The sequence below is a fragment of the Mesonia phycicola genome (genome assembly GCF_900141885.1).
Taxonomy (GTDB): Bacteria; Bacteroidota; Bacteroidia; order Flavobacteriales; family Flavobacteriaceae; genus Mesonia; species Mesonia phycicola.
This window is the reverse complement of the sequence record NZ_FQYY01000005.1, coordinates 241,390-259,728: the sequence shown is the minus strand read 5'-3', so window position 1 is coordinate 259,728 and position 18,339 is coordinate 241,390. Positions and strand designations below refer to the sequence as shown.

13 protein-coding genes are annotated in these 18,339 nt (G+C 32.6%); 9 read left to right on the top strand and 4 right to left on the bottom strand.

Annotation, left to right across the window (positions count from 1 at the left end):
* Positions 1-8: 8 nt before the first annotated feature.
* Both BUC03_RS09135 and BUC03_RS09130 read left to right on the top strand, forming a co-directional pair.
* Positions 9-3,332, top strand: a complete 3,324-nt coding sequence (locus BUC03_RS09135; protein WP_073150721.1) for a protein O-mannosyl-transferase family — start codon at positions 9-11, stop codon at positions 3,330-3,332.
* Positions 3,333-3,335: 3 nt separating this feature from the next.
* Positions 3,336-3,980, top strand: a complete 645-nt coding sequence (locus BUC03_RS09130) for a polysaccharide deacetylase family protein (RefSeq protein ID WP_073150718.1) — start codon at positions 3,336-3,338, stop codon at positions 3,978-3,980.
* Here the strand turns inward: BUC03_RS09130 and BUC03_RS09125 are convergent.
* From BUC03_RS09125 to BUC03_RS09115, 3 genes are all read right to left on the bottom strand, one after another.
* Entirely contained in the window at positions 3,943-4,251 is a 309-nt protein-coding gene (locus BUC03_RS09125; RefSeq protein WP_073150715.1) for a thioredoxin family protein, read from the bottom strand. The two genes, BUC03_RS09130 and BUC03_RS09125, sit on opposite strands and share 38 nt — an antisense overlap.
* Positions 4,252-4,333: 82 nt before the next feature.
* Entirely contained in the window at positions 4,334-5,848 is a 1,515-nt protein-coding gene (locus BUC03_RS09120; RefSeq protein ID WP_073150712.1) for an autotransporter outer membrane beta-barrel domain-containing protein, read from the bottom strand.
* A 187-nt stretch (positions 5,849-6,035) separates the two neighbouring features.
* Positions 6,036-7,253 (bottom strand): metallophosphoesterase, encoded by a 1,218-nt coding sequence (locus tag BUC03_RS09115; protein ID WP_073150709.1) that lies wholly within the window; start codon positions 7,251-7,253, stop codon positions 6,036-6,038.
* A 188-nt stretch (positions 7,254-7,441) separates the two neighbouring features.
* Between BUC03_RS09115 and polA the strand changes: the two genes are divergently transcribed.
* Both polA and BUC03_RS09105 read left to right on the top strand, forming a co-directional pair.
* Positions 7,442-10,279 (top strand): DNA polymerase I, encoded by a 2,838-nt coding sequence (gene polA, locus BUC03_RS09110; RefSeq protein WP_073150706.1) that lies wholly within the window; start codon positions 7,442-7,444, stop codon positions 10,277-10,279.
* Positions 10,280-10,363: 84 nt separating this feature from the next.
* A complete protein-coding gene (locus BUC03_RS09105; RefSeq protein ID WP_073150703.1) occupies positions 10,364-10,993 on the top strand; it encodes a hypothetical protein in 630 nt (209 codons plus the stop codon).
* A gap of 77 nt (positions 10,994-11,070) precedes the next feature.
* Here the strand turns inward: BUC03_RS09105 and BUC03_RS09100 are convergent, their stop codons facing one another.
* Entirely contained in the window at positions 11,071-14,220 is a 3,150-nt protein-coding gene (locus tag BUC03_RS09100; RefSeq protein WP_073150700.1) for a T9SS type A sorting domain-containing protein, read from the bottom strand.
* Positions 14,221-14,552: 332 nt separating this feature from the next.
* Between BUC03_RS09100 and rplM the strand changes: the two genes are divergently transcribed.
* The 5 genes from rplM (at position 14,553) to pyrH (ending at position 18,310) form a co-directional block, all read left to right on the top strand.
* Entirely contained in the window at positions 14,553-15,008 is a 456-nt protein-coding gene (rplM, locus tag BUC03_RS09095) for a 50S ribosomal protein L13 (RefSeq protein ID WP_073150697.1), read from the top strand.
* Complete coding sequence (gene rpsI / locus BUC03_RS09090) at positions 15,009-15,395, top strand: 30S ribosomal protein S9 (protein ID WP_073150694.1); 387 nt, start codon at positions 15,009-15,011, stop codon at positions 15,393-15,395.
* A gap of 168 nt (positions 15,396-15,563) precedes the next feature.
* Positions 15,564-16,370, top strand: a complete 807-nt coding sequence (gene rpsB, locus BUC03_RS09085; protein WP_073150691.1) for a 30S ribosomal protein S2 — start codon at positions 15,564-15,566, stop codon at positions 16,368-16,370.
* Positions 16,371-16,469: 99 nt separating this feature from the next.
* Complete coding sequence (gene tsf, locus BUC03_RS09080; protein WP_073150689.1) at positions 16,470-17,435, top strand: translation elongation factor Ts; 966 nt, start codon at positions 16,470-16,472, stop codon at positions 17,433-17,435.
* A 167-nt stretch (positions 17,436-17,602) separates the two neighbouring features.
* Complete coding sequence (gene pyrH / locus BUC03_RS09075) at positions 17,603-18,310, top strand: UMP kinase (protein WP_073150687.1); 708 nt, start codon at positions 17,603-17,605, stop codon at positions 18,308-18,310.
* Positions 18,311-18,339 lie beyond the last annotated feature (29 nt).

Genomic DNA, 18,339 nt, shown 5'->3' with positions numbered 1-18,339 from the left:
AAAGCTATATGACAAATTTTGATTTTCAGAAGTGGAATAAAATTTTAGGTTGGTTTGTATTTTTTACAGCACTAGTCACTTATATGTGTACCGTAGAGCCTACAGCCAGTTTTTGGGACGCAGGAGAATACATCTCTACTTCTTCCAAATTACAAGTAGGGCATCCGCCTGGGGCTCCATTATTTCAAATGATGGGTGCTTTCTTTTCTACTTTTGCTACAGATGTAGATCAAATAGCTTTGATGGTAAATCTTGTTTCTGGGTTTAGTAGTGCTTTTACCATTCTATTTATGTTTTGGTCTATCACTCTATTAGTAAGAAAAGTTGCTGGAGATGTAGAAAATTTAACCAGTTCCAGTAAAATTGCTGTATTAGGTAGTGGTTTAGTTGGCTCTCTTGCTTTTGCTTTTACGGATAGTTTTTGGTTTAGTGCAGTAGAGGCAGAAGTATATGCTATGGCTAGCTTCTTAATGGCTGTACTTTTTTACGTAGGCTTATTATGGGAGAGAGATATGTTTAAACCTAGAGGTAATAGATGGTTAATTTTAATCTCTTTTATTATAGGTCTTTCTTTTGGAGTGCACTTTATGGCATTACTAACAATACCTGCTATTGGTTTTTTATATTTTTTCAAAAACACAGAAAAAGTAACTATTAAAAATTTCATTATAGCAAATGTAGTGGTGGTGGCTATTCTAATGTTTATCTTTAAACTACTATTACCTTACAGTTTAACTTTCTTTGCTATTTCTGAAGTATTTTTTGTTAACTCTATTGGTCTACCATTTAACTCGGGAACAATTATTGCCGCACTAGCGTTAATTGCCTTTTTTGTATATGGCTTAAAAATTACTAAAAACAAAAACTACATTCACGCTAACACATTACTACTTTGCGTACTATTTATATTTGTTGGTTTTTCCAGTTGGATAATGTTACCTATTCGATCTAATGCAAATACTGTTATTAATGAAAATAGTCCAAAAAATGCAAGAGAATTATTAGCTTATTATAATAGAGAACAATATCCTGAAACAAAATTATTTTACGGACCACAGTTTACAGATATATATGGCGGGCTAGATCCAGATGAACCATATATTGACGACAAACCGAAATATGAAGAAGATGAGAAGACAGGGAAATACATTATTGTAAACGATTGGAAAAATGCTAAGCAAAATTCTAGTGATGAGCACAAAACATTTTTACCTAGAATGTGGAGCACAGAACATATTGCTAATTACATGCAATATACCGGGCCAATAGATTTTACCATTAAACAAGATTACCAAGAAGAGCAAGAATTAATCTCTACAGTTAATGAGTTTAGACGTGCTTATAACCAAGGGCAAGTATCTAATGAAGATTATGCGAGTTTTTTGCAGCAGTTTGCTCCTTATATTAATGTAGAAAAACCTTCTACCTCTTCAAACTTTGCTTACCTTTTTCAATATCAAATAGGCTATATGTATTGGCGTTATTTTGCTTGGAACTTTATAGGAAGGCAAGATGACATTCAGGGACACGGAGATATTCACGGTAACTGGTTAAGTGGAATTGATTTTATTGATGAAATTTTTAGAGGTTCTCAAGATAATTTACCGAGTGATGTAATAAATAACAAAGGAAGAAATACTTATTACTTCTTACCATTAATACTTGGTTTAATAGGTTTCTTTTTTCATTTAAATAGAGATAACAAAAATTTCTGGGTTTTATTAGTTTTCTTCCTTTTTACAGGGATTGCACTTAAAATTTACCTGAACGAAAGACCTTTTGAACCTAGAGAACGTGATTATGCCCTAGTTGGTTCTTTTTATGTATTTGCCATTTGGATAGGTTTTGGAGTTTATGCCATTTTTGATAAACTTAAAAACACCTTGACACCTAAAATATTAGCACCATTAGTTACAGTAGTATGTTTAGTGGCTGTTCCCGGTATTCTTATAGCTAACAACTGGGATGATCATGACAGATCTAACAAGAGAACAGCTACCTCTATGGCTAAAATGTATTTAGATTCTGTAGATAAAGACGCTATACTATTCACCATTGGAGATAATGATACTTTTGCCCTCTGGTATGCACAAGAAATTGAAGGTTACCGTACAGATGTAAGGGTAATTAACACCTCTTTATTTGCTACAGATTGGTACATAGACCAAATGAAAAGAGCTGCATATAAAAGTAGCGCTGTAAAAACTACACTCGAGCATAAAAATTACAGTTACGGCACTAACGATTATATAAGGTATTATAAAGACCCAAGGGTTAGAGACACGATGCTAATTAGCAATTGGATTAAATATATCAAAAGTGACGATCCAAGCACTAAAGCAGAAATGCAAAACAACCAAATGATCAACACTTTCCCTACTAAACATTTAAGATTACCAGTGAGTGCTAGTAATGCAATTGAAAGTGGAATTGTAAAAGAAAAAGACAGAAACAAAATTGTACCTTATATAGATATCCATATTAAAAGTGAAGCTATTTACAAAAACAGACTTTTAATGTTTGATGTGGTAGCAAATACAGATTGGAAGAGACCTGTATATTTTACTGGCGGAAGTTTTAACGATTCTGACTATTTATGGATGAAAGACTACCTACAATTAGATGGAGTTTGCTATAAGTTAGTACCTATAAAAACAGAAGTAGACCCTAGAAACCCGTATGATATGGGAAGAATAGATTCTGATAAAATGTATGATATTGTAATGAACTGGGATTGGGGTAACTCTGGAGACGAAGACCTATATTACGATCCTGAAACTCGTAAAAACAGTATTACATATAGAGGTAATTTAGCTAGACTTTTAGAAGAATTACTGGTAGAAAAAGACTCTGTAAGAGCTAAAAAAGTTCTAGACTTAGGTATGGAAAAAATGCCAATAGATAAGTTTGGGTATTATACTTTATTAGAACCTTTTATTCAAGGTTATTATGAAATAGGAGAAACAGAAGAAGCTAGAAAAATTTGGACAAAAATAGCTGTTAAATACCAAGAAAATCTAGTCTATTTCAGTCAGCTTCCATTAGAAGATCAATATAGATTAGGAGATGAAATCATCACTAATATTGAAAGGTATAGAAGTTTAGTAGATATTTTAATTATTCAGCAAGATGATGCAATTGTAAAAGAAAAAGCGGAAGAGTTTAATACCTACCTCAAAAAGTTTAAACATTTTTATGATGCAGATGAAGGTTTTGAAGAAGACGAGCCATTAGAAGAGTTAATGGACAGTGCACAACCTAATACAGACGGTCTAAAAAATGAACTTTTACAATCCACTAGTTTAGATACTACTTCACAACTTAATCCATAAGTTGTGAAGTGGTTTAACTCACTAGTACCTATATTAAAATTAGCATACCCTAATAGATTGTGGGCAGGCCCATCTCCGCATAAAAAAATAATATACCTAACTTTTGATGATGGCCCAATACCAGAGATCACTCCGTGGGTTCTTCAAATACTTAAAAGCTATAACGCAAAAGCTACATTTTTCTGCATAGGTAATAATATAGAGCTTTACCCAAGTATCTTATCACAAGTACTAAATGCTAAACACGTTATTGGTAACCATACCTACAACCATATAAATGGCTGGAAAACCTCTACTACAGATTATTTACAAGACATTAATTTTTTTGAAAACTTAGGATATCCCACTCAATATTTTAGACCTCCTTACGGAAAATGCACCTCATCACAAGCAAAAAAAATAATACAAAAAGGCTATAAAATTGTTATGTGGGATGTTATAAGTGAAGATTACAACAAAACTATTTCTCCTGAAAATTGTTATGAAACCGTAATATCACAAGCTAAATCAGGTAGTATTATCGTTTTTCATGATAGTTTAAAAGCACAAAAAAACCTTCGGTATGTATTACCAAAGGTTTTAAAGTATTATACCCAAAAAGGTTATATATTTAAATCTCTTCCTGTAAATGCTGCTGAATTAAATTAATAAGAGTATTTGCATCTTCTTCTCCACTTTTACGCCAAACCATTTCGCCGTTTTTATATAAAATTAAAGTAGGAAGACTCTTCACCCTTAAAGCATTTGCCAACATAACATTCTTATCTACATCTATTTTTATTACTTTTCCTTTATCTCCTATTGCCGCTGCTACATCTTTTAAAATAGGACTCATCACAGTAGATGACTCATCCCAATCTGTATAAAAATCTAGTAACACAGGGACATCAAGGTTTATTAAATCTCCAAATTTTGACATAATTGTAAATTAGGTAATTTAAAAATAAACAAGCTTCAAAAAATGTCCAAATAATTAAGAGATTATTAAGACTGCTCTTTCTCTAATCTAAAGTTAAACTTACAGAATAAATCCTAATATTATCTCTTGCTGTCCCAACAGCTGAAATTCTTTGTGCAAAGATTCTAACATAATCACCAGGCTCTAATGATACCTTACCACTTAAAGGCACAGCTCTAACCAAATAATCTCCTGTGGTAGCATTACCAGAAGTTCCCACTTCTGAATATACTTCTGAACCTAAAGGAACTTCTACAAGTGCACCTGAACTGTTGTATTTTCCTATGTAGAAAGCATACACGGTAGTCCCACCATTAATAGTTGTTGGCTCGTAAGATAAATTACCTCTTATACTAAACGTTCTAGCTTCATTCCCTTCATACCTTAATACATTATTACTTCCCGTAACTGTAGGTGCCGAGTTAGCAAATCTAAACATTTCACCAGCATCAATTAATGCATTAATTGGAGTACCACTAGCTACACTAAACGAAACGTTATTAACTGTTGAATTACGTTCAATATAAATATTTCCAGAAGCATTATCATCAGACTCACGAGGTATTCCTACACAATCTACATCCCATTCATTAGTAAAATTAAAACCTGTATAAGTACCTGCTCCCGTATACGGATTAATGTAATCACCACTACCGTTAAACACCACACTTTTTAATGTACCAGTATCTAGAGTAGGATTAGAACTTACATCCACACCAACAGACCCTGCAGATACGGTAGAAAAACCACTCACTTTTTGAATAAAACCAAAAGAACCAGTGAATGTCTCATAAACCCCAGTATTGCTTGGCACCCAACCCATATTATTTAAAAGCAAATCTTCTATGCCACTATAAGTAATTCCATCGGCGTTGTTTAAAAATTGCATTACATTAAAAAATACTAATCCGTAATTAGATACGCTTCCTACAGAGCTAAAACCATTGATAATAACACTTTGCGCTATTAGGGTATTAGAAGAAGAAGCAGAAAGATTAAATAAAGTTCCCGTACCTGAATTATTGAAGGTAATATTTCTAAAACTAGCATTGCTTGATCCCACAAAAAGAGATCCGCTTCCTGTATAATTTAAAATATCTTCGTTGGTATCTTTACCTATTAAATAAGCTCCATTAACATTTATAGACTGATTTAAGGTTATTACGCCATTAACTTCATATAAAGTATTTTCATCTAATGTAATGGTAGCTCCTGTACCACCTCCAGGAAAATCTTCTACACTTTTTACTATTACATAATTATCTCTAGTATTCACATCTGTTAAAAGTAGAATCCAATTAGGTAAACTTGTAGTTCCCTTATTAAAATAATACCCATCTAAATCTGTATCGTAAATTAATAAAGAATGTGCAGGATCAACAATTAAGTCTCTCTCTGCAGTAGTCATTCTAGGTATTAAAATACCAGAAGTAGTACTCACAATATCTAAAGAAGACGATATATCAGGATTTGTAGTATTTATACCTACTTGAGTATAAGCCTTAACCCCTATTAAAAGTACTATAAGTAAAGAAACAATGTGTAATTTTTTCACCATGACTATCTGTTTTTCCCCACAATTTACAGATAAATAACGGATTAAATACTCAAAAGTCAGATAAGTTGCTACAAAATACCTGCTTAAACGTTTAATGTTAAAAAATTTAACATTAATAAAACGATAAAAAAATAAACCGCTTATAAAATTATGCGGTTTAAAATATATTTTTCAAAATGTATTAAAACTACACTTTACGTTTTAATTTAATAACAGAAATTTCTGGCCAAATACCCACACGACCTGGGTAGCCTAAGTAACCAAAACCTCTATTTACATTTATGTAATTACCAAATTCTTCATAAATACCTGCCCAGTTTTTGTAGCGGTATTTAGCAGGACTCCACTTAATCCAACCTGGTATCTCTATACCAAATTGCATACCGTGCGTATGGCCGCTTAAAGTTAAATGATACTTTTTAGGGTCGTTTTTAAGTTTTTCTTGCCAATAAGACGGATCGTGACTCAACATAATTTTAAAATCGTTTGCATTCAAACCTGCTGCTGCTTTATCTGCATCTCCATGTTTTACAAAACCACCTTTACCCCAGTTTTCTACCCCAACAATAGCAAGCTTATCTTCGCCTCGTTTTAAAAGTGTATGTTCATTGAGTAATAACTTCCACCCCATTTCTTTTTGAAGATCTTTTAAATCTTGAAGATTTTTAGTTTTAGCGTCATTATTTTCCCAATCTACATAATCTCCGTAATCGTGATTACCTAAAATAGAATATACTCCATCTTTAGCTGTAAGACTTGCAAAAAGTGTTTTCCAATCGTTCATTTCAGAAGCCATATTATTTACTAAATCTCCTGTAAAAAATATTACATCACTTTTTTGTTCATTAATTAAATTAACCGCATATTCTATTTCTTCGTGATTATCAAAACTACCACTATGTACATCGCTAATTTGTGTAAGTTGATAACCATCAAAAGCGGCTGGTAAGTCTTCAAACTCTAATTCATAAGTAAGTACTTTGTAGTTATATTTACCTTTATACATTCCATACAATAAAGAAGCAAAAGGTATAGCGGCAATTCCCAAAGCTATTTTACTTAAAAAACCTCTTCTAGAAGGGATCATTTTCTCTGCATTACTACTTGTAATACTTCTTACTGCCCCAATTATCAACCTCACTAAATCTTCACCAAACATAAAGAGTACCAAAATTATCTTTGCAGAAAAAAGTGCCAATAAAAAGCCTGCAGCATAACTTTTAGAAACGGTAAGCACTCTACTTTGATCTGTTTGTAAAAATTGAAAAAGAAAATTACCTAATACTAATAAAGAAAGTAATAAGTATATATAATGTACCCAACTAGACTTAGTAACTGTTTTTAAAGCCTGAAAGGCATAAATATCAAATAATATATAAATAACAATAAAAATTGCCCAACGCATAACTTCTAAATTTTATGGGCGCAAAACTAAAATAAGTTCAATCATCTACCTATGCTTTTTATATTATTTAACTTGATTTTGAATTTATTACTGTTATTAAAAACCATAAAACAAATCTTTGCTAAAATCTACTGCTCAATTTTTCAAATTAAATGTAATTTTGAATCAATAAATTAAACTTATACACAATGGCTCAACAAAAAAGACTTTTTCTTCTCGATGCTTATGCACTTATATTTAGAGGTTATTATGCACTTATTAAAAACCCGAGAATAAACTCTAAAGGTCAAGATACCTCTGCCATTATGGGGTTTATGAATTCTCTTTTTGATGTAATAAAAAGAGAAAACCCAGACCATTTAGCTATCTGTTTTGATAAAGGCGGGAGCCACGCCAGAAAAGAAATGTTTGAAGATTATAAAGCTAATAGAGATGAAACACCAGATGTAATAAGACAATCTATCCCTATAATTCAAGATATAATTAAAGCTATGCATATACCTTGTGTAGAGCTTGAAGGTCTAGAAGCAGACGATATTATTGGTACTCTGGCTAAACAAGCCGAAAAACAAAATTATCAAGTGTTTATGGTAACGCCAGATAAAGATTTTGGACAATTAGTTTCTGAAAATATTTTTATGTACCGCCCAGCAAGAATGGGAAATGGTATTGAGATTTGGGGAATACCAGAAATTCAAAAAAGATTTGGGGTAGAGCGTCCTGAACAAGTGATAGACTATTTAGGGATGATGGGAGATGCTTCTGACAATATCCCCGGACTACCTGGAGTGGGAGATAAAACTGCCAAAAAATTTATTGCCCAATTTGATAGTATGGAAGGTTTATTAGAAAACACCGACCAGCTAAAAGGGAAGATGAAAGAGAAAGTGATTGAAAATGCCGAATTAGGTAGACTTTCTAAAAAATTAGCTACCATTTTTACCGATTGCGATGTAAAATTTGATGAAGAACAATATGAACTTTCTAAACCTGATGCAGAAAAAGTAATTGAGATTTTTAAAGATTTAGAATTTAGAAGACTTACAGAGCAGTTTGTAAAAATGTATAATGAAGAAGGTAAAATTTCTACGCAAGGTTTAACTACTTCAGACAATAAAAAAACAGCAAAACCTACTGCTGGCGCAGGACAGTTTTCATTATTTGGAGGTGATGCTAGTACAGAAAATATTTCGGCAGAAAACATTCAGGGTTATTTAACCATAGAAAACACCCCGCATCTTTACCAACATATAGAACCCGGTATGGCTACTCAGTTATTTCTAAAAAAACTGATGAAACAAAAATCGGTTTGTTTTGATACAGAAACTACTAGCTTAAACACACATCAAGCAAAATTAGTTGGTATTGCTTTTAGTTGGGAAAAAGGAAAAGGTTTTTACTTACCAATTGCTGAAGATGCTAAAAAAGCACAAGAAACAGTAGAATTACTTAGACCATTTTTTGAGTCTGAAGACATTGAAAAAATAGGTCAGAATCTTAAATACGATATTAAAGTAATGGCTAATTACAATATAGAAGTAAAAGGCCCATTATTTGACACTATGCTAGCGCATTACATTATTAATCCAGATATGCGCCATAATATGGATGTACTTGCAGAAACTTACCTCAACTACCAACCTGTTTCTATAGAAAAACTTATTGGTAAAAAAGGAAAAAATCAAAAATCGATGCGAGAGGTTCCTGTTACAGAACAAACAGAATATGCCGCAGAAGATGCAGACATCACTCTTCAACTAAAACATTTTTTTACAGAAGAATTAAAAGACGCTAATAACGAAAAGTTATTTAGAGACATTGAGGTACCTTTATTACGTGTACTTGCAGAAATGGAAATTGAAGGTATTCGTTTAGACAAAGAGTTTTTAAAAACACTATCTAATGCATTAAATAAAGATATACTTCAACTAGAGAAAACAATTTATGAAGAAGCAGGAGAAGAGTTTAATATTGCTTCTCCAAAACAATTGGGTGAAATTCTTTTTGGTAAAATGAAATTGGTTGACAAACCTAAAAAAACCAAAACTGGGCAATATTCTACAGGAGAAGAAGTACTTTCTTATTTAGCAGAAGAGCATCAAATTATTGCAGATGTTTTGGCTTATCGTGGTTTAGTAAAGTTAAAAAACACCTATGTAGATGCTTTACCAGAGCAAGTTGAAGAAAAAACTGGGCGCATTCATACAGATTATATGCAAACTGTTGCTGCAACAGGAAGATTGAGTTCTAACAACCCTAACTTGCAAAATATCCCTATTAGAACAGAACGCGGAAGAGAGGTAAGAAAAGCTTTTATTCCAAGAGATGAAAACTACGTATTACTTGCTGCAGATTATTCTCAAATAGAATTAAGAATTATTGCTGCCTTAAGCAAAGAAGAAACAATGATTAAGGCATTTAAAGACGGAGAAGACATTCACGCTACTACCGCAGCAAAAGTTTTTAATGTTCCTTTAGAAGAAGTTACTCGCGAGCAGCGCAGTAATGCCAAAACGGTAAATTTTGGTATTATTTATGGCGTTTCTGCTTTTGGTCTTAGTAATCAGACAGATTTGAGCCGAGCAGAATCTAAAGAACTTATTGAAACATATTACAAAACATACCCTAGGCTTCGTGATTATATAGACGAGCAAGTAGAGTTTGCAAGAGAGCACGGTTATGTATCTACCGTAATGGGCAGACGTAGGTACCTAAAAGATATTAATGCTAAAAACGGAATGGTTAGAAGTGGCGCTGAGCGTAATGCAGTAAATGCACCAATACAAGGTAGTGCTGCAGATATTATTAAAGTAGCTATGATCAATATTCAGAAAAAATTAAAAGGTGGTAACTATAAATCTAAAATGCTATTACAAGTTCATGATGAATTGGTGTTTGATGTACATAAAGATGAATTAGAAGAGTTAAAACCTATGATTAAATCTGAAATGGAAAACGCTTTTCAACTAGAAGTTCCATTAGATGTTGAATTGGGTATTGGGCAAAATTGGTTAGAAGCGCATTAATCTATGAAGAGGTTTTACATATGGTTATCGAGCAATATTTAAACTCATAAAAAAATCTTTTCATAAACATCTTGAATAGCAACTATGAAATTTAGCCAAGAATTTAAAGAAGCAGTTCTTCATTTATCTGAAAAAGAAAAAGATAAACTGTTAATTAGGTTATTAAAGAAAGATGAAAATTTAGTCAACAGACTTTATTTTGAATTGATTGATGACCAAACCGTAGATGATCATCGCTTAAAACTAGAAAAACGCGTTACAGAAAGAGCTAAAGAAATTACAGATTACGCTAAATCACTCAACCATTTAAAAATGCTTACTCGTAATTTAAGTGGAGAAATTAGTGAACACGTAAGAGTTACTAAAGATAAGTTTGGAGAAGTTTCTTTAAACCTATTAATGTTAAATACCTTACTTAAAAACAGTAAACTCTTATTTAAAAAAACAACACCTCTTCAAGCTAAAAAATTCAATTTATATGTAGTTACAAGAACGTACAGAATTCTTCTACATATTCACAAAATGCATGAAGATTTATATATGGAGTTTGAAGAAGGTTTGAATGAACTAGGTAATTTAATTGGTGATAATGCTATTTTAATGAGTACCGCAATGCAAAACGGGCTAGATGTTAATTGGCTCATACAAAATGATATCCCTGAAGATATTGAACAATACCATAAAGATTTAAAAACTCAAGGTTTTTTAAAATAACTACACGTTAAAGCATAGAAAAACAAAAATTCCATCTCTTTATGAAATGGAATTTTTGTTTTAGTTTAAACTTGGTCTTACTCTACTATTAATTTTTGAGTTGTTATTTTTCCATTATATTCTAATTGCACTAAATAAACACCACTATTTAAATTTACGTTATTTAGCTCTACAGAATTGTTGGTAACTAAAAATGGACTCGCATAAACTTGTTTGCCTAATACATCAAAAATATTTACCGTTAATTTATTTGTCTCTAGCTTTGCCAACCGAATTGTAAAGTTGCCATTAGTACTTGGGTTAGGATATAATAAAAAGTCATTTTCAATAAAATTATTATCTGCCAATGTACTCTCTACAAACATAATAGAAAAACGACGCTCATCAACGCTAGCGCTTATTGTTTCATCTACATTAAAATTAATCACATTTTCTTGAGTAGAATCTAATAAAGTTTGTGTACCCAAATAAGCATCTATTAAATATGCGTCTACATTGCCTAAATTATCTAAGTTAATTTTAAACACATAACTATCTTCTCTATACTGAAATATAGAAAGAGGTATTATTTCTCCCGTTTGAGGTAAATCTCTAGTCTCTATACTCAAATAGTTATTACCGTTAACTATAGAAAGTGTTTCATCTAAATTACCTAGTTTAGAAGCGTCATTTGCTTCAATTGAGTTTGATGCATTTGCTACAAACTTTACTCTCACCCCATCTGCAACACTTCCGTTATTTAAAAATGCACTTTGTGCTTGCAATTCTATATTTAGAGAAGAGTCGGTATTAGAGCTTCTAAAAACATTTACCAAACTTTCACTCGTTGCTTTATCACTTTCTTCAAAAGTAATAGAAGAAGCAACCCCTAATAAAGTAGAAACAAATACTGCTTGCCCTGGTTGTAAATATTGATTAGCCAAGGAACCAGACGGGACAGGAACACCTGTAGATAAATCTACCGTTGCATACGCCCCACGAGTACCTAAATTAGCATCCCACACATAGTATTGATTAATGTTTAAATTTACAGATCTTGCCAAAACCAATGTCATATCTACAATAGCTTGGTAAGGATTACCTATAAGATTAAAATAATCTTGCACAGTAGATAAACTAGTAGACTGACTTCCGTAAGCCAAATCTCCTTTAGCTCTTAACGTAGTTACAGTAGCAGGTGCAGAATTATAAGTTACGTTAATACCTCTATCTCCCCTTACTAAAACTCTATACGGTTCTCCCGCTACAAAGGTGTTAACGTTTGTGTTTGCTACATCAAACCAAGTTTGCGTAGTATTATTAAAACCAAATAATGAAGGGTTACCACTCACAGTAGCATCAAAACCGTTGGCTCCAGTAGTAGAACCAGTAATATGTATACCGTAAGCAGGATTAGGGTTTAGGTTATCTGTAGCAAAATTTGTACCTACATTATTCACTCCCTCTTGCCAATTATCATTAATACTAGTAGAAGTAGTAACTGCACTAGTTAAAAATCTAAAAGCTCTTATACCTCCAGGAATATATCTTTGTACTGTAATATCACTACTTCCAGAAATGCTACCATAAAACTCATCTAACTGCCCCGTTGTTGAAGCATTACTAATAAAAATTAATTCTCCATTATTAACAATATTACCATTTACTTTAAGAACATTTTCAACATTTAAAATTCCTGCTGATTCTACTTCTAAATTAAATATTTCTAAATCTGCAGTTAAACTCACTTCTCCATTTTCTATAACTACATAATCTGTTGGCAACGCATTACCAATTGGTGTAGTTGGCAACCAACCACTGTTGTAGGTATAAATAGTTGGTTCTCCCCTACCAGGTGTCATATCATTTGCATTAGCAGCAGTAATTGTCCATTCTGAAGCAATCCAAACAGTAGAAGGAGAATAAGTAAGACTATTTCTTACTGCACGGCTATCTTCATACTCCCAAGCTTCACCAGTACCATCTACTCCTATCTCACCATAAATATCTAGTAAGACTCCCGTATTTTCATCGCCATTCATATAAAGAGCATATACATCATTTCCATTTCCAGATATTGCGCCACTAACTAAATCTGCAGAAAAACCATAAGCTGTAGAAAAATCTGTAGCATTACCAGCAATTACATAATAATCTCCAGCATTTAAAGTACCTGTTAGCTGTAAACTTTGTGGACTAGTACTACCATTTGCATACCTTTCTACATAGATAGTTTCTGTAGAAAAATCAATAGGTAATGTTCCATTATTATAAATTTCAAGAAATTTAGCATTTGAAATATCTCCTGGATCTGCAACTTCTGAAATAATTAAAGAAAGAGGATCTGTAACAGAGTAACTAAACTCTGCACTTGACACAGTTGATGGCACTACATTACCATTTGTAGCCTGAATTTGATAATAAACTGTAGACCCACCAACTTGAGCTGGAATAGAAGTGTCTGCTACATACGTATTGCCGCTACTCAAACTCATATTAATAGAGCTAGTTAATGCACCACTAACCAAACCCCACTTTAAAATTACACCTGCAATACCATCAGCACTATCTATAGCATCTGCAGATACAGAAACTACATCACTAGAAGTGACGTTTCCCACCATTGGAGTTTGTGTTACATTATATATAAAAGGACTCACTGAAGGTGTACCATATACTTCAATATTGTCTATCGCTATATCTTCATCTCCGGAATTTAAATTAAATGTAACTTTTAAATCTAAATCTACCCCGGTTTGAGGTATAGAAATTGAATATTGAGTAAAAGCATCTGTTATAGCTGTACCATTACCAAATCCATCAAAATTTGTATCAATTGCTGGTGCAGTATTTGTTCCTCCAGTAGCCTCTATATTTAAAATATCTGTGAAACTACCGCTATTGTCTACATCATAACTAAAATGAACATAATCTGGATCATCCCAATTTTCATTAGCACCATTATCATCTTCTGCTAAATAAACTCTAAATTCTAAACTAGTATAACCTGCAACGTTAATATTATTAAACGTTAAAGTTTGATTTGCAGAAGCTCCTTGCCCATCAATATCTTGAGCAGCAAAAAAATAACTCCCTTGTACATTCGTGAAATCACCACTAATTGAAGCTTCATCAGTCAAAATAAAGTAATCACCATTATTAGCATTAAATTCAGGAATAGAAGTTGTATAATCACCAACAAGATAATTTTCAAAATCATAACTATAAATCTGAACTTGAGAGTTCATTTTTGAGCAAATACCCAAAAAAAAGAGTATATAACATATTACATACTGTATTTTAAATTCAAGTAGTTTTGTACCCATAGCGCTATTTTTTTATTGAGATTATTAAATGTAGTTAAACAGAAATACCTGTAAGATAAACTTATTTTAACTAAATGTTATTAATAAAATACAAAAAAAAGTTTGAAAAACGAATTTAACCTTTTGGATATTAGTATAGTTAGCTAAAAATATTACCCTATACGCTTGTCAAATAAATTAATAATCGTACATTTGCACCCCGTTTCCCGGATTGGGAAAGGGAATGGAATGTTTAATAATTAAAAATTTTTAGTGTGGACACATTGAGTTACAAAACAGTATCTGCCAACAAGAAGACCGTTAATAAAGAATGGGTCGTGTTAGATGCTGAAGGACAATCGCTTGGTCGTCTTTCTTCAATAGCTGCAAAGTTTATTAGAGGTAAGTACAAGCCAGATTACACCCCACACGTTGATTGCGGTGATAACGTAATTGTTATTAATGCAGAAAAAATCAACTTAACAGGTAAAAAATGGGACGCGAAAGAGTATATCCGTCACACAGGCTACCCGGGTGGACAAAGAAGCTTAACAGCTAGTGAATTATTCGGTAAAGATCCAGTAAGACTTATCGAAAAATCTGTAAAAGGTATGTTACCTAAGAACAAATTAGGTTCAGCTCTTTTCAAAAATTTAAAGGTTTACGTAGGTTCAGAGCATGAACAAGAAGCGCAAAAACCTAAGCATATTAACCTAAACGAACTTGTGTAAATGGAAACAATTCACAAAATTGGTCGTAGAAAGACTGCAGTAGCTCGTGTTTATATTTCTGAAGGACAAGGAAATATTACTATCAACAAAAAAGAGCTTAACGATTACTTTACTACTGGTACTTTACAGTACAAAGTTAACCAACCATTAATGTTAACAGGTAACGAAGGTAATTTTGATCTTAACGTAAGCGTTCACGGTGGTGGAATTACAGGACAAGCAGAAGCTGTACGTCTTGCTATCTCTAGAGCTATGTGTGAGATTGATGAAGAAAACAGACTTGCTCTTAAGCCAGAAGGTTTACTTACAAGAGACCCAAGAATGGTTGAACGTAAGAAATTTGGTCAGAAGAAAGCTCGTAAGAAATTTCAATTCTCTAAGCGTTAATACGTTTTGGAAGGTTGTTCTTTCAAAAATTAAAAATTTAATAAAAGTATTTGTTGTTATTCATTATTCAATTAATAATGAAGTTAGTTTAGCATCTAAATAAATAAGGCCGTAAAAAACGCCACTTATTTATTGCGCTATCTCAACAGAACGTAAACTATTACAAAAATGGCAAACAAAGTAGAAGTTAAAGAATTACTTGATGCAGGTGTACACTTTGGTCACTTGACAAGAAGATGGAATCCAAATATGGCTCCTTATATTTATATGGAACGTAATGGTATTCACATCATCAACTTATATAAAAGTGCTGCAAAAATGCAAGAAGCTGCTGAGGCTCTTAGCAAAATAGCAGCAAGCGGTAGAAAAATACTTTTTGTAGCTACAAAAAAACAAGCTAAAGAAATTGTTTCTGAAGAAGCAGAAAAAGCTAACATGCCTTACATCACTGAGCGTTGGCCTGGTGGAATGTTAACAAACTTTGTTACCATTCGTAAAGCTGTTAAAAAAATGGCTGCAGTAGACCGCATGAAAAAAGACGGTACTTTTAACTCTCTTTCTAAAAAAGAGCGTCTTCAAGTAGACCGTATGAGAGCTAAGTTAGAGAAAAACTTAGGTTCTATTTCAGATATGACTCGTTTACCAGGAGCATTATTTGTAGTTGACATCACTCGTGAGCACATTGCTATCAAAGAAGCACAAAAATTAAACATTCCAATTTTTGCAATGGTAGATACTAACTCAGATCCAAGAGAGGTTGACTATGTAATCCCTGCAAATGATGATGCATCTAAGTCTATCAAAAAAGTAATGTCTTATGTTTCAGATTCTATCGTAGAAGGTTTAGCGGACAGAAAAGCAGACAAAGCTGCTAAAAAAGAAGCAAAACCAGCTGCTCCAAAAGCAGAAGCTCCTTCTAAAGAAGAAGAGAAAAAAGAAACTTTAGAGAAAGCTGAATCTAAAGAAGATAAATAAGATAACAATTTTATAAATTTAATGATAAGTCGTTTAGCTCTTTTATTCATAAAATCGTAGGCTGAACGACTTATTTTTTTAACAATAAAAACAAACAACATGGCAAAAATAGCTGCTGCTGAAGTAAATAAATTAAGAAAAGCTACCGGTGCAGGGATGATGGACTGTAAAAAAGCACTTGTAGAAGCTGAAGGTGATTTCGATAAAGCTATCGAAGTACTACGTAAAAAAGGTCAAAAAGTTGCTGCAAAAAGAGCAGACAGAGAGTCTTCTGAAGGAGCTGCTGTAGCTAAAGTAAATGCAGACCAAACTAAAGGTGTTGCTATCGTTTTAGGTTGTGAAACTGATTTTGTTGGTAAAAACGAAAACTTTTTACAATTAGCTAGTGAACTTGGTGATTTAGCTTTAAATTTTGATAATAAAGAAGAATTTTTAGCTGCTGATTTTGGAGGTATGACAGTTGCTGAAAAATTAGTAGAGCAAACTGGAGTTATTGGTGAAAAGCTAGATATTAATGCTTTTGAAACTGTAACTGCTGCCTATGTTGGTTCTTACGTGCATATTAACAAAATTGCTGCAATTGTTGGTTTCTCTCAAAAAGTTGACAACGCAGAAACTTTAGGGAAAGATGTTGCTATGCAAATTGCATCTATGGGAGCTAGCTCTTTATCTTACAAAGACTTAGACCCAGCATTTGTTGCTTCTGAAACAGAAGCTAGAATTGCTGAAATTGAAAAAGGAAACATTGAGTTAGGTCGTTTAGGAAAAACATTAAAAAATGTACCTCAATACATCTCTATGTCTCAAATAACTCCTGAAGTTTTAGCTAAAGCAGAAGAAGATGCTAAAGCAGAATTACAAGCAGAGGGTAAACCAGAAAAAATCTGGGATAAAATTTTACCAGGTAAAATGGATCGTTTCATCTCAGACAATACAACTCTAGATAAAGAAATGTGTTTATTAGACCAGTCTTTTATTAAAGATGAAAAGAAAAATGTTGCAGATTACGTATCTTCTTACGGAGATGTAACTATCACAGAATTTAAGAGAGTTACTTTAGGGTAATTTAAATTCTTATAAAATTTTAAAACCGCTTTCATTAATTAATGGAAGCGGTTTTTTTTATACACTACAAACATACCATCGCGCAAAAAAATTAGATTTAGTTTTTTCATGCAATGCTTTTACAGATTAAGAATATCATTATATTTGCACAACTTTATACACAAGACATGCAATACAAAAGAATTCTATTAAAACTCTCAGGAGAAGCCTTAATGGGCAAACGTCAATACGGTATAGACCCAGAGCGTTTGGCAGATTATGCAAAAGAGATTAAAACCATTGTAGACAAAGGAATTCAAGTTGCTATAGTTATTGGCGGTGGTAACATTTTTAGAGGTGTTGCTGGAGCTAGTAAAGGTATGGACCGTGTACAAGGTGACCATATGGGGATGCTAGCAACCGTAATTAACGGCTTAGCACTACAAAGTGCTTGTGAAGACGCAGGTATTGCTACACGCTTACAATCTGCAGTAAAAATTAACGAAGTTGCAGAGCCTTTTATTAGAAGAAAAGCTCTTAGACATTTAGAAAAAGGTAGAGTGGTTATTTTTGGTGGCGGTACAGGTAACCCATATTTCACCACAGATTCTGCTGCTGTTTTAAGAGCTATTGAAATAGAAGCAGACGTCATTTTAAAAGGAACACGTGTAGATGGTATTTACACTGCAGATCCTGAAAAAGATGTAGAAGCTACAAAATTTGATTTTATTACTTTTGACGATGTTTTAAGAAAAGGATTAAAAGTAATGGACACTACTGCTTTTACTTTAAGTCAAGAAAATGAATTACCTATTATTGTTTTTGATATGAATAAAGACGGAAACCTATTAAAAGTAGTTTCTGGAGAAAATATTGGTACAAAGGTTAATCTATAAACACACTACTAAAGTTTAAAAATTTAATG

What these genes read in the sequence shown, in the direction of transcription:
- BUC03_RS09135 (WP_073150721.1), top strand. Translation starts at nt 9, where the DNA reads ATGACAAATTTTGATTTTCAGAAGTGGAATAAAATTTTAGGTTGGTTT.
- BUC03_RS09125 (WP_073150715.1), bottom strand. Translation starts at nt 4,251, where the DNA reads ATGTCAAAATTTGGAGATTTAATAAACCTTGATGTCCCTGTGTTACTA.
- BUC03_RS09120 (WP_073150712.1), bottom strand. Translation starts at nt 5,848, where the DNA reads ATGGTGAAAAAATTACACATTGTTTCTTTACTTATAGTACTTTTAATA.
- BUC03_RS09115 (WP_073150709.1), bottom strand. Translation starts at nt 7,253, where the DNA reads ATGCGTTGGGCAATTTTTATTGTTATTTATATATTATTTGATATTTAT.
- polA (WP_073150706.1), top strand. Translation starts at nt 7,442, where the DNA reads ATGGCTCAACAAAAAAGACTTTTTCTTCTCGATGCTTATGCACTTATA.
- BUC03_RS09105 (WP_073150703.1), top strand. Translation starts at nt 10,364, where the DNA reads ATGAAATTTAGCCAAGAATTTAAAGAAGCAGTTCTTCATTTATCTGAA.
- BUC03_RS09100 (WP_073150700.1), bottom strand. Translation starts at nt 14,220, where the DNA reads ATGAACTCTCAAGTTCAGATTTATAGTTATGATTTTGAAAATTATCTT.
- rpsI (WP_073150694.1), top strand. Translation starts at nt 15,009, where the DNA reads ATGGAAACAATTCACAAAATTGGTCGTAGAAAGACTGCAGTAGCTCGT.
- rpsB (WP_073150691.1), top strand. Translation starts at nt 15,564, where the DNA reads ATGGCAAACAAAGTAGAAGTTAAAGAATTACTTGATGCAGGTGTACAC.
- tsf (WP_073150689.1), top strand. Translation starts at nt 16,470, where the DNA reads ATGGCAAAAATAGCTGCTGCTGAAGTAAATAAATTAAGAAAAGCTACC.
- pyrH (WP_073150687.1), top strand. Translation starts at nt 17,603, where the DNA reads ATGCAATACAAAAGAATTCTATTAAAACTCTCAGGAGAAGCCTTAATG.